At 34.9% G+C, this 25,811-nt stretch carries 22 protein-coding genes; 14 read left to right on the top strand and 8 right to left on the bottom strand.

All coding sequences use genetic code 11. From position 1 onward, the window contains the following. The first annotated feature begins 136 nt into the window (after positions 1-136). From ileS to HM987_RS00235, 8 genes are all read left to right on the top strand, one after another. Complete coding sequence (gene ileS / locus HM987_RS00270; protein ID WP_179004218.1) at positions 137-3,610, top strand: isoleucine--tRNA ligase; 3,474 nt, start codon at positions 137-139, stop codon at positions 3,608-3,610. Positions 3,611-3,615: 5 nt separating this feature from the next. Next, a complete protein-coding gene (locus HM987_RS00265) occupies positions 3,616-3,996 on the top strand; it encodes a TraR/DksA family transcriptional regulator (RefSeq protein ID WP_179004216.1) in 381 nt (126 codons plus the stop codon). Between the two features lie 266 nt (positions 3,997-4,262). Then, positions 4,263-4,415, top strand: a complete 153-nt coding sequence (locus HM987_RS00260) for a hypothetical protein (protein ID WP_179004214.1) — start codon at positions 4,263-4,265, stop codon at positions 4,413-4,415. Positions 4,416-4,855: 440 nt separating this feature from the next. After that, positions 4,856-5,407 (top strand): hypothetical protein, encoded by a 552-nt coding sequence (locus HM987_RS00255; protein WP_179004212.1) that lies wholly within the window; start codon positions 4,856-4,858, stop codon positions 5,405-5,407. Positions 5,408-5,434: 27 nt separating this feature from the next. Further along, entirely contained in the window at positions 5,435-6,229 is a 795-nt protein-coding gene (locus HM987_RS00250) for a hypothetical protein (RefSeq protein WP_179004209.1), read from the top strand. An 86-nt stretch (positions 6,230-6,315) separates the two neighbouring features. Next, a complete protein-coding gene (locus HM987_RS00245; RefSeq protein WP_179004207.1) occupies positions 6,316-7,653 on the top strand; it encodes a nitrilase-related carbon-nitrogen hydrolase in 1,338 nt (445 codons plus the stop codon). Next, positions 7,650-8,510 carry a hypothetical protein gene (locus HM987_RS00240; protein ID WP_179004205.1) on the top strand — a complete coding sequence of 287 codons (861 nt, stop codon included), beginning with the start codon at positions 7,650-7,652 and terminating at the stop codon, positions 8,508-8,510. The genes HM987_RS00245 and HM987_RS00240 overlap by 4 nt, the downstream gene beginning before the upstream one ends. A gap of 77 nt (positions 8,511-8,587) precedes the next feature. After that, positions 8,588-9,229 (top strand): lipoprotein signal peptidase, encoded by a 642-nt coding sequence (locus HM987_RS00235; protein WP_179009779.1) that lies wholly within the window; start codon positions 8,588-8,590, stop codon positions 9,227-9,229. On the opposite strand, the gene HM987_RS00230 is transcribed toward HM987_RS00235, so the two are convergent. The 4 genes from HM987_RS00230 to HM987_RS00215 form a co-directional block, all read right to left on the bottom strand. Continuing rightward, a complete protein-coding gene (locus HM987_RS00230; protein WP_179004202.1) occupies positions 9,207-9,770 on the bottom strand; it encodes a 5-formyltetrahydrofolate cyclo-ligase in 564 nt (187 codons plus the stop codon). The two genes, HM987_RS00235 and HM987_RS00230, sit on opposite strands and share 23 nt — an antisense overlap. Beyond that, complete coding sequence (locus HM987_RS00225) at positions 9,767-10,735, bottom strand: succinylglutamate desuccinylase/aspartoacylase family protein (RefSeq protein ID WP_179004200.1); 969 nt, start codon at positions 10,733-10,735, stop codon at positions 9,767-9,769. The genes HM987_RS00230 and HM987_RS00225 overlap by 4 nt, the downstream gene beginning before the upstream one ends. A gap of 67 nt (positions 10,736-10,802) precedes the next feature. After that, on the bottom strand, positions 10,803-11,678 hold the full coding sequence (rimK, locus tag HM987_RS00220; protein WP_179004198.1) for a 30S ribosomal protein S6--L-glutamate ligase: 876 nt from the start codon (positions 11,676-11,678) through the stop codon (positions 10,803-10,805). Then, on the bottom strand, positions 11,675-12,103 hold the full coding sequence (locus HM987_RS00215) for an ATP-dependent zinc protease family protein (RefSeq protein ID WP_178990915.1): 429 nt from the start codon (positions 12,101-12,103) through the stop codon (positions 11,675-11,677). Before HM987_RS00215 ends, rimK begins: the two co-directional genes overlap by 4 nt. 90 nt (positions 12,104-12,193) lie before the next feature. Here HM987_RS00215 and uvrC point away from each other — a divergent pair, with 90 nt between their 5' ends. Beyond that, positions 12,194-13,987, top strand: coding sequence for an excinuclease ABC subunit UvrC (uvrC, locus tag HM987_RS00210; RefSeq protein ID WP_179004195.1), 1,794 nt, complete (start codon positions 12,194-12,196; stop codon positions 13,985-13,987). A 73-nt stretch (positions 13,988-14,060) separates the two neighbouring features. Next, the gene (locus HM987_RS00205; RefSeq protein ID WP_179004193.1) at positions 14,061-16,298 is read left to right on the top strand and encodes a patatin-like phospholipase family protein; all 2,238 of its coding nucleotides are present in this window, start codon (positions 14,061-14,063) and stop codon (positions 16,296-16,298) included. A gap of 82 nt (positions 16,299-16,380) precedes the next feature. Here HM987_RS00205 and HM987_RS00200 read toward each other — a convergent pair whose 3' ends face one another. After that, positions 16,381-16,800 (bottom strand): hypothetical protein, encoded by a 420-nt coding sequence (locus HM987_RS00200; RefSeq protein ID WP_179004191.1) that lies wholly within the window; start codon positions 16,798-16,800, stop codon positions 16,381-16,383. 458 nt (positions 16,801-17,258) lie between these two features. Here HM987_RS00200 and HM987_RS00195 point away from each other — a divergent pair, with 458 nt between their 5' ends. Both HM987_RS00195 and dinB read left to right on the top strand, forming a co-directional pair. Then, positions 17,259-20,279 carry a DNA polymerase III subunit alpha gene (locus tag HM987_RS00195; RefSeq protein ID WP_179004189.1) on the top strand — a complete coding sequence of 1,007 codons (3,021 nt, stop codon included), beginning with the start codon at positions 17,259-17,261 and terminating at the stop codon, positions 20,277-20,279. A gap of 148 nt (positions 20,280-20,427) precedes the next feature. Continuing rightward, positions 20,428-21,645, top strand: coding sequence for a DNA polymerase IV (gene dinB, locus HM987_RS00190; RefSeq protein ID WP_179009777.1), 1,218 nt, complete (start codon positions 20,428-20,430; stop codon positions 21,643-21,645). A 2-nt stretch (positions 21,646-21,647) separates the two neighbouring features. On the opposite strand, the gene HM987_RS00185 is transcribed toward dinB, so the two are convergent. The 3 genes from HM987_RS00185 to HM987_RS00175 all read right to left on the bottom strand — a co-directional run bounded on the left by HM987_RS00185 (position 21,648) and on the right by HM987_RS00175 (position 24,511). Continuing rightward, positions 21,648-23,678: a lectin-like domain-containing protein gene (locus HM987_RS00185; protein WP_179004187.1), complete on the bottom strand. Its 2,031-nt coding sequence runs from the start codon at positions 23,676-23,678 to the stop codon at positions 21,648-21,650. Positions 23,679-23,790: 112 nt separating this feature from the next. Continuing rightward, complete coding sequence (locus tag HM987_RS00180; RefSeq protein WP_179004185.1) at positions 23,791-24,000, bottom strand: helix-turn-helix domain-containing protein; 210 nt, start codon at positions 23,998-24,000, stop codon at positions 23,791-23,793. Between the two features lies 1 nt (position 24,001). Continuing rightward, positions 24,002-24,511, bottom strand: coding sequence for a DUF2975 domain-containing protein (locus HM987_RS00175; RefSeq protein WP_179004183.1), 510 nt, complete (start codon positions 24,509-24,511; stop codon positions 24,002-24,004). A 188-nt stretch (positions 24,512-24,699) separates the two neighbouring features. On the opposite strand from HM987_RS00175, the gene HM987_RS00170 reads away from it, so the two are divergent. Both HM987_RS00170 and HM987_RS00165 read left to right on the top strand, forming a co-directional pair. Next, positions 24,700-25,227 (top strand): hypothetical protein, encoded by a 528-nt coding sequence (locus HM987_RS00170; protein WP_179004181.1) that lies wholly within the window; start codon positions 24,700-24,702, stop codon positions 25,225-25,227. Between the two features lie 19 nt (positions 25,228-25,246). Continuing rightward, on the top strand, positions 25,247-25,660 hold the full coding sequence (locus HM987_RS00165) for a putative signal transducing protein (protein WP_179004178.1): 414 nt from the start codon (positions 25,247-25,249) through the stop codon (positions 25,658-25,660). Positions 25,661-25,811: the final 151 nt, after the last annotated feature.

The raw sequence follows: 25,811 nt of genomic DNA, 5'->3' as shown, positions 1-25,811 counted from the left end.
TATAAGCATCAAATTATATCCCCTTAAGATTTAATTTGTTTTTTTAGATTAAATGATTGAATCGAGTTCTAGTCAAAATTAATATTCATTTTACTTAAAATTCATTATTTTCGCACCTCGAAAAGAAAACAGAATAATGAGTACAAAGTTCCCTGAATACAAAGGACTTAACTTGCCAAAAGTCGCCAATGAAATCGGTAACTACTGGGAAGCTAATAACATCTTCGATAAAAGTGTCACGACGAGAGAAGGTAAACCACCTTTTGTCTTTTTTGAAGGACCACCTTCTGCAAATGGTTTACCAGGAGTACACCATGTTCTAGCACGTGCAATTAAGGATATTTTTCCACGTTACAAGACCATGAAAGGGTTTCAGGTGAAACGAAAAGCCGGTTGGGACACGCACGGTTTACCAGTGGAACTTGGTGTAGAAAAGGAACTCGGAATTACCAAAGAAGATATTGGAACTAAAATCACAGTAGAAGCGTATAACGAAGCCTGTAAAAAAGCAGTGATGCGTTATACCGATATCTGGAACGACCTCACACAAAAAATGGGCTATTGGGTAGATATGGACGATCCGTATATTACCTACAAATCCAAATACATGGAATCTGTTTGGTGGTTGCTCAAACAGATTTACGACAAAAATTTAATTTACAAAGGTTACACCATTCAGCCCTATTCGCCGAAAGCAGGAACGGGTTTAAGTTCACATGAACTAAATCAACCAGGAACCTATCAAGATGTAACTGATACAACGGTTGTAGCGCAGTTTAAAGCTAACGAACATTCATTACCAGATTTTCTTCAAAATGAAGGCGATATTTACTTTTTAGCTTGGACGACAACACCTTGGACATTGCCTAGTAATACGGCATTAACGGTTGGACCAAAGATTGACTATGTTTTGGTTGAAACGTATAACCAATATACCTTTAAGCCAATGAATGTAATTTTGGCTAAGAATTTAGTTGGAAAACAATTTGATGGAAAATATAAAAAGGTTGAAACAAAGCCAGAATTAATAGATTACAAAGAAGGCGATAAGAAGATCCCCTTTTACGTCGTTAAAGAATTCAAAGGAAAGGATTTAGTAGGCATCACCTACGAGCAATTGTTACCGTTTGCTTTACCTAACGACAACCCTCAAAATGCATTCCGGGTCATCTCTGGTGATTTCGTAACGATAGAAGATGGAACGGGAATCGTACACACCGCACCAACCTTTGGAGCAGATGATGCCTTGGTAGCCAAACAAGCTACCCCAGAAATTCCACCAATGTTGGTAAAAGATGACAACGGTAATTTAGTACCATTGGTAGATTTACAAGGCCGTTTTCGAAATGAAGTAAAGGATGACATATACGGTTTTGCAGGTGAATATGTAAAATCCAAATACTTAAATGATGACGAATTTGACGTTGAATTAAACAAACAACAAGAGAACCTGAAAAGTGTGATCTCTAACTTAAAAACCTACCTAAGTGTTGATGAACGTTTAGCGCTCAAATTAAAAAATGAAAACAAAGCTTTCAAGGTTGAAAAGTATAAGCATAGTTATCCAAATTGCTGGAGAACCGATAAGCCAATTTTATATTATCCTTTAGATTCATGGTTTATTAAAATCACCGATGTAAAAGGTAGAATGCATGAGTTAAATACCACCATCAACTGGAAACCAAAATCAACTGGTGAAGGGCGTTTTGGCAATTGGTTAGCAAATGCAAACGATTGGAATTTATCACGATCCCGTTTTTGGGGTATTCCATTACCAATCTGGCGAACAGAGGATGGAAAAGAACAACTATGTATCGGTTCTGTTGCTGAATTAAAAACAGCAATGACAAAGTCTGTTAAAGCAGGCATCATGTCTGAAGATATTTTCGCCGAATTTGAAGTGGGTAACATGTCTGAAGACAACTACGAAAAGGTGGATTTGCATAAAAATGTCGTTGATAAAATCGTTTTAGTTTCAGAATCAGGAAAACCTATGAAACGCGAAAGCGATTTAATAGATGTTTGGTTCGATTCTGGTTCAATGCCTTATGCACAATGGCATTACCCATTCGAAAACAAGAATCTGATTGATAATAAAGAAGCCTTCCCAGCAGATTTCATCGCCGAAGGTGTTGACCAAACCAGAGGTTGGTTTTACACGCTTCACGCTATTGGGACTATGGTATTTGATTCTGTCGCTTATAAAAACGTGGTATCAAACGGACTGGTTTTAGATAAGAATGGTCAAAAGATGTCCAAACGTTTAGGAAATGCGGTGGACCCTTTTGAAACCTTATCGAAATACGGAGCAGATGCCACACGTTGGTATATGATAAGCAACGCAAATCCATGGGACAATTTAAAGTTTGATAGCGAAGGCATTGCTGAGGTTAGTCGTAAGTTTTTTGGCACACTTTATAACACCTATTCATTCTTCACGCTTTATACCAATATTGATGGTTTTAATTATAGCGAAGCTGATATTCCATTAGAAGAACGCCCAGAAATTGACCGCTGGATTTTGTCTGAATTAAACACCTTAATTCAAAAAGTGGATGATTATTATGCCGATTACGAACCAACAAAAGCAGCACGCGTCATTTCAGACTTTACGCAAGATTATTTAAGTAACTGGTACGTGCGTTTAAGCAGAAGACGTTTCTGGAAAGGCGATTACCAAACCGATAAAATTTCGGCCTACCAAACACTTTATACGTGTATGGAAACCATTGCCAAGTTAGGTGCACCAATTGCACCTTTCTTTATGGACCGTTTGTATTTGGATTTGAATGCCGTCACTAAAAAAGAGAATTTTGAAAGTGTCCATTTAGCGGATTTCCCTAAGGTAGATAAAAGTGCTATCGACAAGGTGTTGGAGCGAAAAATGGAAAATGCACAAACAATATCTTCATTGGTTTTATCGTTGAGAGCTAAGGAGAAGATTAAAGTACGTCAACCCTTGCAAAAAATCATGATTCCTGTTGATAATAAACAACAAAAGGAAGAAATTGAAGCGGTTTCAGATTTGATTAAGCATGAAGTGAATATCAAAGAGATTGAACTTTTAGAAGATGCTTCAGACATTTTAGTGAAACAGATAAAGCCTAATTTTAAAACATTGGGGCCACGTTTCGGTAAAGATATGAAGCTGATTGCCAGTGCGATAAGCAAATTTAACGCCAATGATATAAAAAACATTGAGCAAAATAGTAGTTTAAACATTGAAATTAACGGAAAAACCCTTACTTTAGGATTGGAAGATGTTGAAATTACGTCCCAAGATATTGAGGGATGGCTTGTAGCAAACGAAGGTGCTTTAACCGTAGCTTTAGACGTTACCATCAACGAAGATTTACGTAAGGAAGGTATAGCAAGAGAGCTTGTAAATCGCATTCAAAACTTACGAAAAGATTCAGGATTTGAAGTAACGGACAGAATTGATGTGCAACTTCAAAAAGATGACCAGATAGTGGAAGCCGTTTCTTCAAATGAAGCGTATATCAAATCAGAAACCTTAACCGAAAAATTAGAAATTAAAGAAGCAATAGACAATGGTATAGAAATTGTATTCGATGAGGTCGATACTAAATTGTTTATTAAAAAACATTAAAACTTATGGCAACAGAAACCAACAACAGATATTCGGACAAAGATTTAGAAGAATTTAAATCCATAGTTCAAGAAAAAATAAAAAAAGCGGAGCACGATTTAGAGCTAATACGAAGTGCGTATATGAACGACCATGACAATGGCACCGAAGATACATCGCCAACATTTAAGGCCTTTGATGAAGGCAGTGCTGTTATGAGCAAAGAGTCCAATTCAGCATTGGCTATTCGTCAGGAAAAGTTTATTCGCGACCTGAAAAACGCATTGATACGCATTGAAAATAAAACCTATGGAATTTGCCGTGTTACGGGGAAATTAATCGCCAAAGAACGTTTGAAATTAGTACCACATGCGACTTTGAGTATTGAAGCTAAGAATATGCAGTAACAAATTCCTGCAAAAGCAGTCCCGAAATTTCGGGATCATGAAATTGAGATTAAATTTTGAATTATAGAAATATCATAAAGCCTCGGAGTTTTAATTCTGAGGCTTTGCTTTTTCGTTTTTCCAGACCTCAAAGATTTTTTCGGTGGCTGAGCGTAGTCGAAGCCAAACCTGAAAGGTTTTTTCTGTTATTAGCATTTCTGTTTTATTTCTTCCCTGGGTTTTCTCAAAACAAAATACAAAAGCAATTATCTGCACAGCATATTGAAATGATTTCAATCAACGGAAATCGAATTTTCGATATTTCAGTTTCGACTTCTAAAACAGACGAAATAAGTGTGACCTCAATTTTAGATGGTGAATACCAAAATGACTTTCAGATTGCAATAAAAGATGATAACGATAGACAATATTCAAAATAAATACAGTTAGACAATTGATAATCAACCTGATGCCACTGTATAACTACGACTAAAAACAACGTAAAATCTGAACTATTTTAAGAAATACCTTACAGAATACATGTGTTTTTACGGAAAAACCGTAATTATTGTAGTTGTTTAGCAATTTTTTTAACATCTATAATTAAATAATTTAACACTTCGCAATTTTGTATGGTAAGGAATCAATGTAAATTTGTTCTGTCAGAAAAGGTAATGGACATCTTTTACAAGGGGATGTTTTAAAATCTTTGCATGACCAATTGAATTAATTCAAAAAACCAGTGCTGGTTTATTTTTTATCCTTGTTAATCTTACCTTGTAATTTCCTTGTAATTTTTAAAATCCTTGTATTAATTTATTATTAATCAGTATCGTCAAATATTAACGATTGAGTTTGACGTACACAATATTTTAAAATTATGAATATAAATTTTAGAAAACTCTTAGTGTTTTCGATTATGCCTATTATGGCAGTAATGCTAATGTCCTCTAGTGGTGGTGGTAAAGGAGGCGGCGGTAAAGATAAAACCCATCAAGGAGGTTGTGAGATTCAATTTAGAGATACTGAAGTCACACTATTTCAAATGTATGAAATGCCTCCAGGACGTATTAGTAATTGGGCAGTGCCTGTAATTCCTAGTTTATGGTCTGGTGGATCGAGTGCTTCAAGCTTATTTAGCAACCCTAATCAATATTATTGTGTTATTACAATTTCGTCAAATTGCGATAATTATAATGAAGAATATGTTTGGAACCCTGATAATCAAGGTGGTTCAACAATGACTATACCAGTACCAGCAAACGACCAATTTCGAATTAATGTAGAATATTGGGAACAATGTGGCCCTTATTGGGGTTCTAGCAATTCACCGACCTATGCTAGAGGTCTTTGGTTTTCGGAGATTACACAAAGTTTTTCAACCAGTATTTCTATTACCAATTGGGTGTATTTAAGAAGGGAGAATTGTTAATTATTAAAAACGAATTAAATTAAAATTATGAAAAATATAACGTATATATTGCTTTTTACAATTGTTGCTTTTTCTTGTAGTGAGGAAAGCCATGAGTTGGATACATCATCAGAAGTTAATAGTATAAAAACATTCCAAGATTACCTAGAGTTTGATAATGCAGATACCGATAATAAAATTCTCATTCAACGAGCAGGCGGACTTAATAGTACAAACAGTATAAATGCTATTAGTACGAGTTCAAAAATTGGTGCTATTGAATTAGAAATAGATGGAAACCCATTTAAAGGCGACAATATTTATTATGGAGAGGAATCAACGAATTGGAATAATAATGTTGAAGATTTGAGTATGTTTTATGGCAAAGAAGTGAGTGTTAGTGTTCAAAACAAAATACCACAAGCCAAAAATGGTTCAACATCTGATAATGTTGTGTCTTTTTACATTCCAGAAATTATTGCAGCAAACCTGTATAATTTAAAAGACGGGCACATACAACCAGGATCTTATATAACATGGAATTCAGATGCCGAAAATGCCAACGGTATTATTTTAGCCGTAGAATATAAACCTACTAGCCAATTTTCTGAAGAAATGGTCAATAATTATAATGAAAGATTGATAAAAGGTCTAACAATTGAAGATAATGGTACATATACCATATCTGAGGCAGATTTAGCCGAATTTCCTGATAAAGCGAATTTAACATTCTATATTGGAAGAACTGGTTATATCATTGAGACAGGTGCCGAAGGCGAAAATGATGTTTACATAGGTGCTATTACATCAATGAGAGCGGATATGAAAATAGATAAAGAATAAATTCATTTATATCATAGATTGAAAAGATCGTTTTACAAAAAACGATCTTTTTTCTTAAATAATGTCCCAAAATCAATAGTAATCTAATGAAGTCATTTTTTATCTTAATTGCTTTTGGATTTATTAATTTTATATCTTGGAATTTCTATGGTTCATTTTTTATAATAAACATTGTTCTTCTTTTCTTCTTTTTAGAGGTACAAGACGAAAAAAAAGTATATTTAAAGGTACTTTTGTCTTTTGTCTTTCTTCTCGTATTTAACCTCACAAGTATATTCTGGTTGTTTACAGTTGATGGTTATAATGCTTTTCTCATACTTATAGCTAATGCCATTTTATATTTACCAATATTTGTAGCTTACTATTTTTTCAATAACAAATATAAACGGTTATTGTTTGTTGCTTTTTATGTTGGCTTTGAAGTGATATATTCAATATGGGATTTAGCTTTTCCCTGGCTTAGTCTAGGGCATGTAATGGGTAATCAATGGTATCTTGTTGAATGGTATTCTGTGTTTGGTTCTTATGGTGGTAGTTTGTGGTTGCTATGCATTGGTTGGTGCCTCTACGAGATTATTGTTCAAAACAGGAGAGTCTTTTATATTTCATTCTCAATAGGTCTTATGTTTCCAGTGTTGTCATTGATTCAATATGCAAATATTTCATACGATAACTTAAACACAGAAAAAATTGATGTGCTTGCTTATAATCCTGTTAAAAAAAGTACAAAATATAATACAACTAAAAGCATGTATCGTACTTTAAATAATATTCAGAATATTGATTTTATTGTGACTCCTGAATTGTTTTATACAGGCTTATATCCATCTGAACTTAAACAAGGTATCTATACTGAGTTTTTTGATTTTTACCATAAAAAGAATCCCAATACTAATTTCATAATTGGGACAGAGCTGATTAACAATCATACAATAAGGTTTAACGGTGTTGCCACTCTATCGCAAAAGGAGACTCTATTTAGAACAAAAAAAAAATATGTGCCTATACGAGAGTTTACCCCATCTTTTTTTAGTGCTTGGTACCCTAGTTATTATGTAAAAAATAAGAACGATGATGAAAATAAAATAACTAATTCACTAAATATTTTTCCATTAGTTTGCTATGAGTCTATTTTTTCTTCGTTTGTAGCGAGCAAAAGTTTAAATGCTAAAGCTTTATTTTTGCTAACAAGTGAACATTTTATGAATGGTTCGGATTTTGGTAAAAAACAGTATCTTAATATCGTTAGAATTAGGGCAATAGAAAATAACAAATCTATTTTAAAAGTTGCGGATGATGGTATTTCATGCATATTTTTACCAAATGGAAAAATAGAATCATACCTTTCCGAGGAAATAGAACAAGTACAAATTAAACTATTTCCAAAGCAAAGTATATACTCTAAAATTATTAGCATTTTATGAAAAATCTAATTTTATCATTATTACTTATTGCCATAAGCTTTCCTGCATATGCTCAAGCCAACGACACCGAAGCCGCATTGTACAACGTAGGGTTCGGCGCAATATTAAGTACAATAGGCGCAATTATCAATAAATCACCAGATCAACCATTAGGGAAAACCATTAAAAAATCTTTATGGCAAGGTGCCTTAGGTGGATATGTTACTTTCGAGAGTAAACGTATTTTAAGAGAAGCAAGTAGACAACAACAATGGGAATATTTTTGGGCAGCAAAATTAGTGAATGCAGCAGGTACATCTATTAAAGAAAACGCAGCACTTAATAATAATTTTTATGACAAATGGCATTTGAATATTGGATTTAGTAGAATAGAATTTAATACTAAAGATAAGTTTTCTGTTAATTATAAATTTATGCCTGTGGCTTTAGTTTACGCTGTTGGTATTGCAACACAAACAAAGTTTGAGTTAGAGAAAACATTAAAAACAGGAGAATTTATATTTTCTAGTAATACAGATAGATTCGTAACAACTAATTCACGAGGTATTGCTTTTCCTGGACATATTGTGCTTTATTCGCCTGATAAAAATGATGTTGGATTAATAAAACATGAAATAATACATATTTATCAATCTCATGACTTTTCAATATTTAATGCTTATTTAAATAAACCAATTAGTAAATGGTCATCTAAAAACAAGATTATTAATTGGTTGGATAAACATTTATATGTCGAATTTCATCGAATAATACAAAGATCTGCTTATTGGATTGAATATGAGCCAACAACTTCGAATTCTTATTATGACAATTTTTTCGAGCACGAAGCAGGTTATTTTAGTTACACTTTACATTAGTTTTAAATATAACCATATTTTTGCCGAAACCTAAAAGAGATTCCTTCCCGATAGTTATCGGGATCGCAGGAACTGATATGTCCCTAAAAAAAGCCACCATACTAATCATCCTAATTCTTCTGATAGACCAAATCAGTAAAGTTTATATCAAAACCCATTTTCAACTGGGCGAAAGTGTTACCGTATTTTCATGGTTTCATATTGCGTTTATTGAGAACGACGGCATGGCTTGGGGCACAAAACTTAGCGATTTTACAACGTTGATTTCCGACCGTTCTGCGAAACTTATTCTAACTCTATTCAGAATTATTGCAGTTACTGGGATCGCATTCTGGCTTTTAGATGTGACAAAAAAGAAGAAATCGAAAACCCTCATTTTTGCCATTTCCATAATTTTCGCTGGTGCCTTAGGTAATATTATAGATTCAGTATTTTATGGGGTATTATTTAGTGATAGCATTATGCAAGTCGCTACATTTTTACCTGAAGATGGTGGCTATGAAAGCGTATTTCATGGCAATGTTGTGGATATGTTGCACTTTCCCATTTGGCAAGGTGCACTACCAGAATGGTTACCGTTTTTTGGTGGCAAGTATTTTTCTTTTTTTGATCCTGTTTTTAATGTGGCTGATATGGCTATAAGTACAGGTATCGGCATCTTGATTGTATTTAATAAAAAGGCTTTTCAAGAATCCTCTAAAACTCAAATACTTGATTAGGTGTCACACCATAATCCAACTTAATATCATTTTCTGAAGCTTCAAAAACCAAATCCTCAGGTTCAAAAAACGATAAGCCTATTTTTAAGGTTTCAGGTTTACAATTGGCTAAAAAGCGATCGTAAAAACCTTTGCCGTAGCCTACTCTATGACCTATTTTATCGAAAGCTAAAAGGGGAATAAAAACCACTTCTAATTGCGATGGATTAATTTCTATACCCTCAACAGGTTCGGGAATGTTATATCTATTTTTTTTGATGACCGTACTATCTGTTAACAGAAAATGTGTCATACTATAATCTTCAAAATTACTTTTGGAAATAACGATGTGTTTGTCTTTTCCTGCTAAAATATTGAGGATAAAATCCGTGTTGATTTCCTTTTGTTCTTCAATCGTTAAAAAAATATGATAAAAGGAATGGTTCCAAATGTCCAAGCTTAACAATTGATTCGCAATTTCGATACTGTAATCGTCAACTTCATTTGCTGACAATTGTTGCCGCAATGATTTGTATTTTGCGCGTAATGCTTTCTTTGTCACGAGGTCACTTTTGTTGATATATGAAAAATCGCATCACCTTGATAGATGATTGGCGATTCATTAATATTAAAGACATAACCATCATTGGGTGCTTTTACAAAGTGGTTGAAGCTACCATAAGGATCGGTAATGTTTCCAATATCATCGCCTTTTTTGACTTCAGCATTGATACTCACCGTTGCTTTAAACATTCCTGAAAATTTGGCTCTAATCCATTTGCTATCTTCAATGTAAATACAGGGGTTTTTGGGCTCTGAGACCTTAAATTTTCGGTTTAACATACCCAAGTGATGCAAAACGCGTTTGGTACCATTTACAGCAGTATTGGTAATGGTATTATCGATATGAAACGATTTTCCACCTTCAAACAATAGAATAGGGATACTCAATTTATGGCAGGTATTTCTAAACGATTTTTTAAGATTTTTAGAGTAATAAATAAAAGGGGCACCAAAGATTTTGGCCAATTCGTCCAAGGTTTTCTCCTTTTTAATGATTCTAATTTGGGACGCATTAAATCGATCCGCTCCACCAGTATGAAAATCCAACACCAAATCGGCATGTGGTAATATTTCCGTAACCAATTTAAAAGCCACTCTACTTGCCAAAGAACCACCTCTTATTCCAGGAAATACACGATTGAGATCACGACCATCGGGAAACTCACGATCCAGATGAATAAACCCAAACACATTGATAACAGGAATACAGATGATAGTACCCTTTTTAGGCTTGTTAATCCCTTTGGATATAATCTGACGAACAATTTCCACACCATTAACCTCATCGCCATGAATACCAGCCGTAATTAAAACTGTTGGACCCGGTTTTTTAGAACGTTCTATAATCACCGGAACATCTATCGTATTCTGTGTATGCAATTTTGCCACATTAAAACTGACTTGGGCACTTTCTCCCAATGCCACTTCTTTTCCCAATATATGAAGGAGGTCTTTTTCTTTCATTTCGTTCGCTTCGTTTATTATCCAACCGCTTGTACGGACAAATTGTGTCTCGTCCGTACACGCGAAATTAATTTTTGCTACGTTCTATAAAAGTAATGATTGCCCTTGCAATATTCTTTTGCGTGGCATTTTCAATACCTTCTAGGCCAGGTGTAGAATTTACTTCCAACAATAATGGGCCTCGTGAAGACTGCAGCATATCGACACCACAAACTGGCAATTTCAATACTTTTGCGGCTTTCATTGCCAACTTAAGTTCGTCGTGATTTAATTTAATAATATTAGCCGAACCACCACGATGTAAGTTAGATCTAAACTCGCCTTCCTTACCTTGGCGTTTCATGGCACCAACAACTTGTCCATCTACCACTAAAGCTCTCAAATCCGCGCCTTTGGCTTCTTTTATAAATTCTTGTACAATGACTCTAGCTTGCAAACCATTAAACGCTTCCAAAACAGATTCCGCTGCATTTTTTGTTTCTGCCAAAACCACACCAAGGCCTTGTGTGCCTTCTAATAACTTTATAATTACAGGTGTGCCACCAACATACTCAATCACTTCTTCTACGTCTCTGGAATAATTGGTAAATACGGTTTTTGGCATGCCAATTCCGGCTTTGCTTAAGCGTTGTAAGCTTCTCAACTTATCGCGAGATCGGGTTATGGCATCTGATGGTGCAATAGTAAACACGCCCATTTCTTCAAACTGTCGTACCACAGCACAACCATAAAAAGTGATGGATGCTCCGATCCTAGGAATAACGGCATCAACGTAATCGAGATAACGATCTTTATAATATATGGTTGGTTTTTCCTTTTCAATGATAATATCGCATTTTAAAGGATCAATGATTTCAACGGAATGCCCTCTGTTTTCACCTTCTTCAACAAGTCGTCTTGTAGAATAGAGTTCAGGGTTTCGTGAAAGGATGACTATGTTCATTTAGTTATAGTTTGTTTAAAGGATTGATTTTCTAAATCGACATCGACCAAAAATTTCAATTTTAAAAATTGGCGACCGATCAATACTGGGAACTTCATGTCGTCCCTAGTGCTTAAAGTTAAGTTAATCTTATACGTTTTTCCAAAGAATACAACGGTTGTTTTAATTTTATAACGGTTTTCCTTATGCCCATTACTGCTTTTTACATCTGTATGGGTATAAGTGTCAAAAACCACTTCGTCACTTTTAAAATTAGGATGCCCTTTGCTCTCAAAAACACAATAGAGCTTACCGTCTTCAACTCTAATATTTGAACAATGTATAGCTGAAGTATAAGCACCTGTATCGATTTTAACGTCGATATTGTTAAGTTGTAAATCGGGAAAATTGACTTTATCAACACGTCCCAAGATTTTTTTTGTCATAAATTGAATATATAAAAAAGAGGCGCAAGGTAACGATAACTTTAAGTACTTGTAACTCTAAACTTATAACTTTTATTTACCTTTGATTATATGCCAGAATCGACCTTAGAAATTCAAATAAAAACCTTGCCACACCAACCAGGTGTTTATCAATATTTTGATGCAGATGAGCGTTTAATCTATGTTGGCAAAGCTAAAGATATAAAAAAACGGGTTAGCAGTTATTTCACCAAGCATCACGATTATGGTAAAACACGCGTTTTGGTAAAAAATATTGCATCGGTAAAACATATTGTCGTCGAAACCGAAAATGATGCTTTATTACTTGAGAATAATCTCATTAAAAAATACAAGCCCAAATACAATGTTCTATTAAAAGATGATAAATCCTATCCTTGGATTTGTATTAAAAAGGAACGTTTTCCAAGAGTATTCCCAACACGACGTGTTATTAAAGATGGCTCAGAGTATTTTGGGCCATACACTAGTATGAAAACCGTAAAAACACTTTTAGGTTTAATAAAAGGCTTATATCAACTACGGACTTGTAATTACGATCTGTCTGAAGCTAAAATTGAAGCGGGAAAATATAAAGTCTGTCTGGAATATCACTTAGGAAATTGCAAAGGCCCTTGTGAAGGTTATGAAACCGAAGAAGAATATCACAGTAACATTACTGCCATTAGGGAAATCCTAAAAGGTAATTTTAAGGATTCCTTACAGCAATTCAAAATTCAAATGAGGCATCACGCAGAAGCGATGCAATTTGAAGATGCCCAAAAAATAAAGGAAAAACTTGAAGTTTTAGAGAATTACCAAGCCAAGTCCACCATTGTGAATCCTAAAATAAGCAATGTCGATGTGTTTTCTATTGTGAGTGATGAAACCTATGCGTATATCAATTTTCTACAGTTAAGTTATGGTTCGATAATTAGGTCTCACACCCTAGAATTAAAAAAGAAATTACAAGAAACAGATACCGAATTATTAGAATTGGCCATTACGGAAATCAGGCAACGCTTTAATTCAACTTCAAAAGAAATCTATGTACCGTTCAAAGTAAATTTGGGAGATGATATAAAAGTAACCATCCCGAAACTAGGTGATAAAAAAAGTATCCTAGATTTATCCACCAGAAATGCCAAGTATTTTAGAATGGATAAACTGAAACAGATAAAAATTGTAGATCCAGATCGCCATGCCAATAGAATTATGGCACAGATGAAAGCCGATCTGCGTTTGTCTGAAGAACCAAGGCATATCGAATGTTTCGATAATTCCAATATTCAAGGGACAAATCCTGTGGCTGCTTGTGTGGTGTTTAAAAATGGAAAGCCAAGCAAAAAAGATTACCGTCATTTTAATATTAAAACCGTTGAAGGCGCAGACGATTTCGCGTCTATGGAAGAGGTGGTTTACAGACGTTACAAACGCTTAAAGGAAGAAGACGAACCTTTACCACAACTTATCATCATCGATGGAGGAAAAGGGCAACTATCTTCAGCACTAAAAAGTTTGGATATCTTAGGATTACGAGGAAAAATTGCAATCATCGGAATTGCGAAGCGTTTAGAAGAATTATTTTATCCAGATGATCCAATTCCTTTATATTTAGATAAAAAAAGCGAAACCCTTAAAATTATCCAGCAATTACGAAACGAAGCCCATCGCTTTGGTATTGAACATCATAGAAACAAACGAAGCAAAAGTGCGTTGACTACTGAGCTGGAAAACATTCCTGGTGTTGGAGAACAAACCATAGTAGATTTAATGAAACAATTTAAAACCGTAAAACGTATTGCCAATGCCAAGTTAGATGAACTTGAGGCCGTTATTGGTGTTTCTAGGGCAAACAAAGTATATAACTATTATCATAAAGAATAAATTACACTTTACTGTCAGGTTTATGGTGGCTGAACGAAGTCGAAGTAAAAAGCTGACAGGAATTGTATAGAGCATGAAAACAAAACAGATCATATTAATATTATTCCTCATTAGCCTTTTACCATTAAAGGCTCAGGACTCCACAGCGCACAAGCCACCAAAAGTAGGTTTAGTGCTGAGCGGTGGAGGTGCTAAAGGTTTTGCTCATATTGGCGTCTTAAAGGTCATTGATAGCTTGGGTATAAAAATAGATTATGTGGCTGGCACAAGTATGGGAGCGATTATTGGGTCGTTGTATGCCTCAGGATATTCCGGCAAACAATTAGAAACCATGTTTGAAAATCAAGATTTTGATGCTTTAATAAATGATAATTTCCCCAGACAATCCAAATCATTTTACGAGCGTGAAAATTCCGAAAAGTACGCCGTAGTTTTACCTTTCGATAGATTTAAAATCAGTTTACCTTCGGCTTTGTCTCGTGGTCAAAACGTCTATAATTTGTTATACCAACTTATGGTTCCCGTTAATGATATCAGAGATTTTAGCGAACTTCCTATTCCGTTTTTTTGTATCGCTACCAATATAGAAACTGGCGAATCCCTGCTTATTGAAGAGGGTAAATTAGCCGAAGCGGTTACGGCTAGCGGTGCGTTACCGTCATTGTTTCAACCTGTAGTTATTGACGATAATATTTTTATTGATGGCGGAGTGACCAACAACTTTCCTGTTGAAGAATTACGTGCCAAAGGCATGGATATTATTATCGGTGTCGATGTCCAAGATGCGCTAAGAGACCGTAAATCCTTGAAATCTGCACCAGACATTCTGTTACAGATTAATAATTTTCGGACTATAAATGCCATGAAAAGTAAAGCCGAATTAACCGATATTTATATAAAACCAGATATTACCAATTTTTCTGTAATCTCATTTGATGAAGGTGAGAATATCATAGCCAATGGCGAAGCAGCAGCCAGAACTCAACTGAATAAATTGAAAGCTGTAAAACAGCAGCAACCAAATTATGTTGAGCGACCGCAGGTTAAAGTTATAGATAGTCTTAAAATTAACCAAGTAAATATAGAAGGAAATGAGCGTTACACCAGATCCTATCTTATTGGAAAGCTCAAGTTAAAAGGGGAGGATAAAATAAGCTATTCAGATTTCAGACAAGGGATAAACAACCTTATTGCAACCAATAATTTTGACACCTTTAGATACCAATTGGAAGCCACGGAAATTGAAGGCGAATATAATTTATTGGGTCGTATAATTGAATCAGAAACCAGTACGTTTTTAAGACTTGGTCTTCATTACGATGGCCTCTATAAAAGTGCCATACTGGCTAATCTTACCAAAAAGAAACTCTTATTCAGTAACGATATTGCTTCGTTAGATGTTATTCTGGGTGATAATACCAGATATAATTTCGATTATTTTATTGATAAAGGATTTTATATTAGTATTGGTGTAAAATCGCGCTATAACCATTTTAATAAAAACGTAAGTGCTTTGTTAGCCGTAGATGAAGATTCGCCTTTGTTAGCAGGTTTAAATAAAATTGATGCTAATATTTCAGATTTCACAAATCAAGTGTATTTACAGACTATTTTTAGAAAGGATTTTGCCTTGCGAATTGGTGCTGAACATAAACATCTTAAAATAACTTCAGAAACTATTACTGACAATGACCAAGAAGATGATATCATTCTTGAAAATACAGTTTACCTGAGTCTGTTTGGTAATTTAAAATTCGATGATTACGACAATTCCTATTTTCCCAAAAACGGATTTTACTTTAATGGCGATTTTCATTTGTATCTGAACGCTTCAGGTTTCAACGAAGATTTCAAAGAATTTTCAATAGCCAAAGCAGATCTTGGCTACGCCTTTAGTTTTAGTGATAAATTAGCTTTAAAAATAGAAGCTAATGGTGGCTTTAAAATAGGAGATAAATCTACAAATGCATTAGGGTTTGCCATAGGAGGCTATGGCGCTAATTTTATTAATAGTTTCTATTCGTTTTACGGTTATGACTATTTAGCCTTAACGGGAGATAGTTTTGTGAAAGCAACCTTTACATTAGACTATGAGATTTTTAAAAAACATCACATTTTATTAGCGGCAAACATTGCTAATATAGACGATGGGCTTTTTGAAACCGGTCAATTTTTCTCATCACCAAACTACAGTGGTTATGCTGTTGGCTATTCGTTAGAAACCTTTTTAGGGCCTTTAGAAGGAAAATACACCTATTCACCAGAGACTGGTAATAGTTATTGGTTTTTTAATCTTGGGTTTTGGTTTTGATCGCGCTTTTTTTTTGTGTGGTCATTTTGAACTCGCTAGTGCTGAACTCGTTTCAGTGTTACAGTATTTTTCAACGGTTTCTCTACTTTTTAAAAAATATCCCTTTGCCTTTAAAAATATAATTATTCACCAAATTGTCCAAAAAAACGGAAAGCATTAAATCTCTACTGTTAACCGTGTTGGTAATACCATCATCTAAAGGTCCACAACCTCTTAGATAATCCGTGTAATCCATATAAGTGTTTTCAATAATTTTAATATTTGAAAATAATTTTCTGTTTAGATTTTGTGACTTCAGTTTTAAATTCGTGAGATTTAAATCAGAAAAGAGGAAAGATTCATGTTTTTCAAAAGTGTATTTTACTAACTCCAGTTTAGGTTTGAACGCCATATTCGATTCTAATTTTGTTTTAGATAAAGAATAATTCATTTCGTCTAAATTTTGAGAATAAGTAAACGGAATTGAAGTCATAACGCAAATAAAACATATGATTAATTTCATACCTAATCTTTTTTAAAATGAATTTGATTTACTTTCGAATAATCTGAGACACCTTTTATTGACTGCGTATCCATAGATAACACTATTGTTTTTATACCTAATTTTTTAAGCGTTATAAGCGCAAGGTATAATATATTTATCAAACGCTCCTTATTCGTTTTTACGCTATCATTACCAAATCTTTTTAACCTTTATTCTTAATGAACTCATAATGAGACGCATTGCACTTTAACATTAATTGCTACAAATAAGAGCAACATAAACTACATATAGTAGCTAATTTTACAATCTGCATTTAGAAGTAATTTCAAGTATACAAAGAAGAGATTTTTTCAATCTGTTTACATCTGTTTTCAGTTAGTTAGAATTTAGTCTATGTTCCCTGCCTCGCCGTCAGGCAGGTTGGTTCTAAAAGCGAAGCGGTCTTTTATCATTTATCGAACAACAATATTTCTATTATGTATTTGAATTGTCACACGTATTATAGTCTTCGCTATGGCACCATAAAACCAGAGCAACTGCTTGCCATTGCTTCAGAAAATGGTGTGCGCACTCTAGCGCTTACAGATATAAATACGACGTCTGCGTGTTTAGATATCGTTCGACTTTCAGAAAAATATAAAGTAAAACCAGTGCTTGGTGTCGATTTTAGAAATAGCGCACAACAACAGTTTATTCTTATTGCGAAAAACAACAATGGCTTTAAAAATATCAATGATTACCTGTCTCAATTCCTCCATAATCATGAGTTGAAAATCCCTGAACGACCAGAAAAAACATTAGCGGATTGCTTCGTGATTTATCCGTATCAAAAGGGAAAGCACTATGAATTAAAGCCCAATGAATTTTTAGGCATTGCACCCAAAGACCTCAACCATTTAAAATTTTCGAAATGGAATATGTTGCGAGAGAAATTAGTGGTGCTAAAAACGGTATCATTTCAAAACAAAAAAGGCTTTAATACACATCGTTTACTCAGAGCCATTGATAATAACACCCTATTAAGCAAGCTTCCAAAATCTGAAGAAGGTAATGCAGACCACATCATGTTGCCCTATAATGACTTGTGTGAAACGTATTCGGAATTCCCTAAACTCATCAATAATACTGAGCGACTATTAAACAATTGCTCCATAGATTTCGATTTTGAAACTGATGACTCTAAAAATCAAAAGTGTTTAACTGAAAATGAAATTTCAGATTGCGAATTATTGGAAAAACTTACTTACGATGGTATTCCCTATCGCTACGGAAATAATGTTGAGCAAAAGGTTTATGACCGTATTAAAAAAGAGCTTGACCTTATTAAACAAAAAGGCTTTGTCTCTTATTTTCTTATTAATTGGAAAATATTGGAATACGCACGCAGCAAAGATTATTACTACGTTGGTCGTGGAAGTGGTGCCAATAGCATTATCGCGTATTTATTGCGAATCACAGATGTAGATCCTATTGAACTCGATTTGTATTTTGAACGTTTCATCAACCTATTCCGGCAAAATCCACCAGATTTTGATATCGATTTTTCATGGAAAGACAGAGATGATATTACACGATTTATCTTCGATAATTTTGAGAATACTGCACTTATCACGGTTTATAACACCTTTAAATTTAAAGCTTCAGTGCGCGAATTAGGGAAAGTATTCGGCTTACCAAAATCTGAAATGGATTTGCTTACCAGAGGAAAATATACTATCAATCAACTCGATGAATTATCGCAACTCGTTATTAAATACGCCAAATACATCCAAGGATTTCCTAATTATTTAGGCATTCATGCAGGAGGTATTTTAATTTCAGAACAACCTATTCATTATTACTGTGCCACATTTATGCCACCAAAAGGTTTTGCCACCACACAGTTTGATATGGTCGCTGCAGAAGATATTGGGTTGTATAAATTCGATATTCTCAGTCAACGTGGTTTGGGTAAAATTAAGGAAGCGGTTGAAATTATTGATGAGAACTATAAAGAACAACCACCAATTGACATTCATGATATTAAAGGATTTAAGCAAGACGAGCGCATAAAAGATTTACTGAGAAATGCCAAAGCCATTGGCTGCTTTTATGTAGAATCACCAGCCATGCGAATGTTGTTAAGAAAACTTCAGGTCGATGATTATTTGGGTTTAGTGGCAGCAAGTTCCATTATTAGACCTGGTGTTGCCAATAGTGGTATGATGCGCCAATATATTTTGCGTCATCGTCATCCTGAAAAACGAAAAGAAGCACACCCTGTTTTGCAAAGTATTATGCCTGAAACCTACGGCGTTATGGTGTATCAAGAAGATGTGATTAAGGTCGCACATATTTTTGGAGGTTTGGATTTGGGCGAATCCGATATGTTACGTCGTGGTATGTCTGGTAAATTTCGATCCCGCGATGAATTCAACAAAGTGAAACAAAAGTTTTTTGACAACTGTGAAAAACGTGGCGAATCTTATGATGTTGTTACAGATATTTGGCGACAAATAGAAAGTTTCGCAGGTTATGCTTTTGCTAAAGGGCATTCCGCTTCGTATGCTGTAGAAAGCTATCAAAGTTTATTTTTAAAAGCCTATTATCCTTTGGAATATATGACAGCTACCATTAATAATTTTGGTGGTTTTTACAGCACCGAACTTTATGTGCACGAAGCCAGAATGCACCATGGAAAAATTGAAGCACCATGCATCAATCAATCAGCTGTCGAAGCTATTATTAAAGGCAAAACCATCTATTTGGGCTTTATGTTTTTGCAATCCTTAGAGTCTAAAACGATCAATCGTATTCTGAATGAACGTATCAAAAACGGCATATTTCAATCACTTGATGATTTTATAGAACGTGTCCCCATTTCCATTGAACAGCTATCCATTTTAATTAAGATAAATGCCTTTCGGTTTACAGGAATTAACAAACGCGAATTGCTGTGGGAAGCCCATTTAAAAATCAGCAAAACCATAATTCAAGACCATGTTGTTAATCTATTTAGAACTGAAAAAATCAATTATAATACACCTGAATTACCAAGTACAGCTTTAGAAACTGCTTTTGATGACATAGAATTATTGGGTTTCCCCTTATGTAATCCATTTTTACTATTAACCACAAAATCAACAGGAAATTTGCGCGCCAGACATCTTGAAAAATTAGAAGGCAGGCTCATTATTATTGAAGGGTATTTAATCACTACAAAAAACACCAAAACAGCAAACGGAAAAGTCATGCATTTTGGCACTTTTTTAGATCGTGATGGTGATTTTATAGACACGGTTCACTTCCCTCCCATTGCAGCCAAATATCCATTTAGAGGCAAAGGCATTTATAAAATAGTCGGTAAGGTTATGGTGGAATTTAATTGTGTGAATATTGAAGTTTCAGAATTAGAACGTTTAGCAATAATTGAAGATCCAAGGTATTCGGTGAAATCGCTAAATCCAACATTTCAGAATAAGAAAAGCTTTGAGGATCTTAAATTGGCACAAGGGTAAAAACTAAAAACTAATCGTCACTTCGAGTGATTTGCGAAGTATGAGCAAATTGTATCGAGAAGCTTTTACCAATAAAAAGGTTCTCGATACAACAATTTTTTCCGCTTTAGCTATTAAAATTGCCACTCGAACTGACGTTAATGATACAATGAACAACAACAGATCAATAGTACACATGGATTTAGACACCTTTTTTGTGTCTTGCGAACGCCTGCTCGATAGTCGTCTCATTGGCAAACCCGTACTCATTGGTGGCACCAGCGATAGAGGTGTTGTGGCTTCCTGCAGTTACGAAGCCCGCACATTTGGCGTCCATTCTGCCATGCCAATGCGTATGGCCAAACAGCTGTGCCCTGAAGCTATCGTATTAAGAGGAAACTCTGGCATTTATACCAAATTCTCCAACGATGTCACTGATGTTATCAAAGAAAGTGTGCCGCTTTATGAAAAAACATCCATTGACGAGTTTTACATGGATCTCACGGGAATGGATAAATTCTTTGGTTGCTACAAGTTGGCTTCAGAATTACGCCAGAAAATCATTAAAGAAACTGGTTTACCCATTTCCTTTGGCTTATCGCTCAATAAAACAGTTTCAAAAATAGCCACTGGCGAAGCAAAGCCCAATAATGAAATCCGGATTATTTCTGGTAACGAAAAACCGTTTTTAGCGCCACTTTCGGTTAAAAAAATTCCAATGGTTGGGAACGTCACTTACAAATCGCTTTGTGATTTAGGCGTTAAACGTATAAAAACGGTACAAGAAATGCCCATGGAACTGATGCATAAAGTTTTGGGCAAAAATGGATTGGTGATTTGGAAAAAAGCCAATGGTATAGACAACTCGCCTGTGGTACAGTATCACGAACGAAAATCCATTTCTACCGAACGTACTTTTGGACAGGATACTACAGATGTAAATAAACTAAAAGGTTTGGTCATTGCCATGGCAGAAAATTTAGCCTACCAATTGCGTCGTGGCCATAAGTTAACCGCTTGCGTGACGTTTAAAATTCGGTATTCCGACTTTCAGACCTATACGCAACAGCAACGGATTCCTTATAGTGCCATGGATCATACCATTATTCCTGTGGTATTGGATTTATTTAAAAAACTGTATCATCGCAGGCTTTTAGTGCGATTAATCGGAGTTCGGTTTAGTCATTTGGTAGAAGGCGGCCATCAAGTCAATTTGTTTGAGGACAACGAAATGCACCTCAACCTCTGTAATGCCATGGATAAAATGCGTGAACGTTATGGTGATAGAGCCGTAATGAGTGCTGCGGGTATGGAAGCCAAAACCATTAGTCGCTGGAATCCTTTTAATGGTGAGCCGCCTCCTTTATTGGCAAATCGGCATCAGTAAGTCTACCGTTTTAATGTGAAATGGGAAGTAAATACTCTTGGAGAGCCGTCCTCTCCAAAATATTCAACCCTGAACCAATAATCACTAGTAGGCATAAGTACACCATTGTAAGTCCCATCCCAACCATAACGACTCGGCTCGATAACGACAAGCAATTTCCCGTATCTATCAAAAATATCAATTCTTGCAGAAGGCTGATCATTCAAGCACTCAATATTCCAAACTTTATTCAAAGTATCACCATTTGGCGTGAAGAATTTGGGATATTCCAGAATTCGAAATATCTCGCTAGCAACATTGCCACAACCAGAAATTTCCCGGACCCTAATTACATGCTCCTCACAACCAGATACTTGATTAAACATATTGTTACTTACCCAAGGCCCATCATCAAGCTGAAATTCATTGGCACCTGTGCTTCCAGTAACGGTCGCAATTACAGTTTGATTATCGCTAAAAGGTTCCGAAATCATTTCGACCTCTAAAAAAAGTTCAGCGTTAGGAATAACTTCAATCGTCCAAGTGGTCTCACCTGCACATTGGTTAGCATTAGGTGTAAACGTATAAGTAGTGGTTTCAGAATTATCCAACATAGGAGACCAAGCACCTGATATACTATTGTTTGACACGGTCGGCAGATCATTTAAAAAAGCACCATCACAAATAAAATCAACGATATCAAAAGTAGGGATTATAGGATCTGTCACCACAACTTCCAAGGTCGTAGGCGCAACACAACCTTGCCCTAAACTCGGTGTAAAAGTATATACCGTAGTTTCCATATTATTAATCTCGGGAGACCACGAACCAGTGAAGTTATTATTAGAGGTTGTGGGCAGTTCATCCAAAAACTGACCTGGGCAAATTGGATTTATAGTGTCAAAAGTTGGGATAGCATTCGGAATCACCTCAACGGTCAATGTTACCTCATTAGCGCATTGCCCATCAGAAGGTGTAAAAGTGTAGACCGTTGTTTCAGTATTGTTTAAAGCTGGAGACCAAGTCCCAGTAACCCCATTGGTAGAAGTTGTTGGAAGGTTGGGTAAATTATTACCCACGCATATAGCCTCTACGGCATTAAATATTGGATCTTCAACATCGAGAACGGATAGCGTAAATTCTTCGGTTGTAATATTTCCACAGACATCAGCAATAACAATCGTGTATGTCGTTGTTGTTGTCGGCGAAAATGTTGGATTGGCAACACCCGGATTACTGATTCCATTTGTAGGCGACCATGAATAGGTCTGTCCACTAGGGATGGTGGCATCAATAATTTTAGAAGAACCTTCGCAAATAAAATCGTCCTGTAATTGAAGATTATCTACAAAAGAGACGCTGTTGAAGCAGACTTCATGTATATTGCTCATTCCACCTGTAGAACCAACAAATCCGAAAAACACGGCATCATCACCTGAAAATATCAATTCTTTAACATCATAATTTAAGGCGAGTCTGAGTTCGCAGTCAAAATAAACTCTAAGAACGCTCGATGCGGCACTCCATTCAATTTTTATATCATGTGTATTTCCATCTTCAATATTTTGACTGGTTGCACTTGCCTGGATTGGACCACCTAAATTGGATGAACTGTTGTGACCTGGATTTCCGTCGCGCATTATGGCAATATGATCGAAAATTGGGTCACCCAGAGAACCCACTTCTGAACTGTTATTTTGATAGGTGTCAAATTCGATTACCAACGAGGGAGAAATCCCTTGGTAACCTAGGCCACCACCAGAATTCCCTAATTGGGGTGACGGATTTCCTTTAAACACTAATGCCATACCGTCTGCACCATTAATGTCCTTAGAACCAAAATTGTTTTGATATATAATTGTAAAGTCGTCATCAAAATCGATGGGATTCGCGTACCAAACCCCTCCAGACTGGGCTTCCAAGTCTTGAGTAATGGTAAAGCAATTATTGCCTTGGTCAATGGCATCTCCAATTAATGAAGCGTTCAATTGCGCTATACAGACAGTAACATTAGAAAAGAATAATATTAGAACAAGGTAAAATCTTAATTGCAATTTTTTTATTATTAGGAAAAGTAAGGTATTAAAACAAATAAGAAGCTACAAAAAAAAAGAGGTTAATTGGCTGCAATTTAACGTTGATCAAAATTGTATTTTGTTTTGAGTATTAATGAGCTTCAACATATTCTAAAATATCACTAGGTTGGCAATCTAAAGCCTTACAGATGGCTTCTAAGGTTGAAAACCGAATCGCTTTTGCTTTTCCTGTTTTTAAAATGGAAAGATTTGCCGTGGTGATACCAACTAGTTCTGCGAGCTCGTTACTCTTCATGCCGCGTTTGACTAACATTATGTCTAGGTTAACAATTATGGGCATACTATATCGTTAATTCGTTTTCTTCCTTAGTATGCTTTGCTACTTTAAACACTTCACTCAATACCATAAAAAACAAGCCAAGACAGATTAACATTAAATAAGGACTCCATCCTATATGGATTTTAAATTCTGTGGTAAGAAATAATTGCGCTAAAAAATATAAAACTGAAAAAGAAATTCCTATTCCTATAAGCAGATAACCAATTTTATAATAATTGTCAATAACATAAGTATGAAAAGGTTGTACCTTCTGAAAATAACTTATAGTTTTTCTGAACAGATAAACACAATAAATTGAGACAAAACACACAACAATATACAGTAATCCTAATATCTGAACGGTAGCTGTAGAAGTTTGAATTAGAATGTCCTCTGTTTCAAAAACCATTTTCAAAACCTCTGGCTCAATAAACATATAAACAGTAAAAAATAAAAGCAATAGAATAGCAGGAATACAGGTTACAATCCAGACAAAATCTATCAAGCTTTTTAGAATAGTTAACTTTCTCATTTTTGATAAATTATCGTTTAACAATAATAAATATACTAAAATTATTGATAAACAATAATTATTTATTGAAAATAGTTAAATCTATCAACTAGACCTGCTAGGTTTTTGAAACCTGCGAGGTCTAAAAATAACCCTTATTCTCTTTCGGCGAATCGGAATCAATAGCAATAAATATTATCTTCGTCGTAATGATAGAAAAAGAATTTACAATTAGAGAGCCTGATATTTCAATATGGCAAAGTGTTTTAATTGCATTTATCCTAACTATTTATTCATCAATTTGTTATTATTTCATCACAACAGATAATAACACTAACATAGTTTTTTTAATAGCTCTTGGTTTTGTTGTTATTAATTATATGGTACTTCCTAATTTGACAACAAAATCTATACATCTTAATTTTACCTATAAAAAAATAAAATATGAAACTTCTTTAGGTCGTTTTAGCATTAGTAAAAAATGGAAAGATTTAAAGAATTTAAAATATATCTCAGTATTCAAAACAGAGAACGGTTATGAAGTAAATCTATGGCACAATAAAAATGAGATCATTAATTTATTTGTTTATGACCATTATGAAAACGTCGTAAAAGAAGCATTCGCAATTGCCGAAAAACTAGATATAGAATTACTTGATGCAAGAAAAAGAGGTCATCATCAATGGATAGATAAAGAGGCCTATAAAAAGACAGGAAAAATCGAATATTACGACTAATGTTACTCACCTACGATTTATGCAAAACACCTTCGTCACCATAGCCAAATTCCAATACTCCGCAGAAGCCGAAATCATAAAAGGCCGATTAGAGTCTGATGGCATCAAAGTGTTCTTAAAAGACAATATCACCATTGATACAGATCCTTTGGTCAGTAATGCCATTGGAGGCATTAAACTCAAAGTACTTGCCGAAGACGAAGAAAAAGCCTTGGAAATTTTAAAAGCCATAAAAGCCTTTTCGGTCAATGACGACGGTGAGCCGATTGTTTGTCCTAATTGTGGAAGCAACCATATTGAACTCTATTCCACCATCAACGACTTTAAATCCTTGATGTCTTTTCTTATTGGTTTTATAACAGGAACATTGCCCTTTAGCACACGATACCAATACAAATGTGAGGATTGCAACACTGAATTTCCTATGAATTGAAAAAACATAGCCGTAGACAACCCCATTTTATCAATGAAAACCAAATTATAATCGTAAAATATCCTGCAAGGTCTTTTTTGACCTTGTAGGTATAAAATGTGAATCTCTTAGCTAAAAAAAGAGCACTTATATGTTAAGCAATACCTACAAG

This window comes from Winogradskyella forsetii, assembly GCF_013394595.1.
GTDB classification, from domain to species: domain Bacteria; phylum Bacteroidota; class Bacteroidia; order Flavobacteriales; family Flavobacteriaceae; genus Winogradskyella; species Winogradskyella forsetii.
Note: the sequence above shows the minus strand (reverse complement) of the source record. Positions and strands in the feature narration are given on the sequence as shown.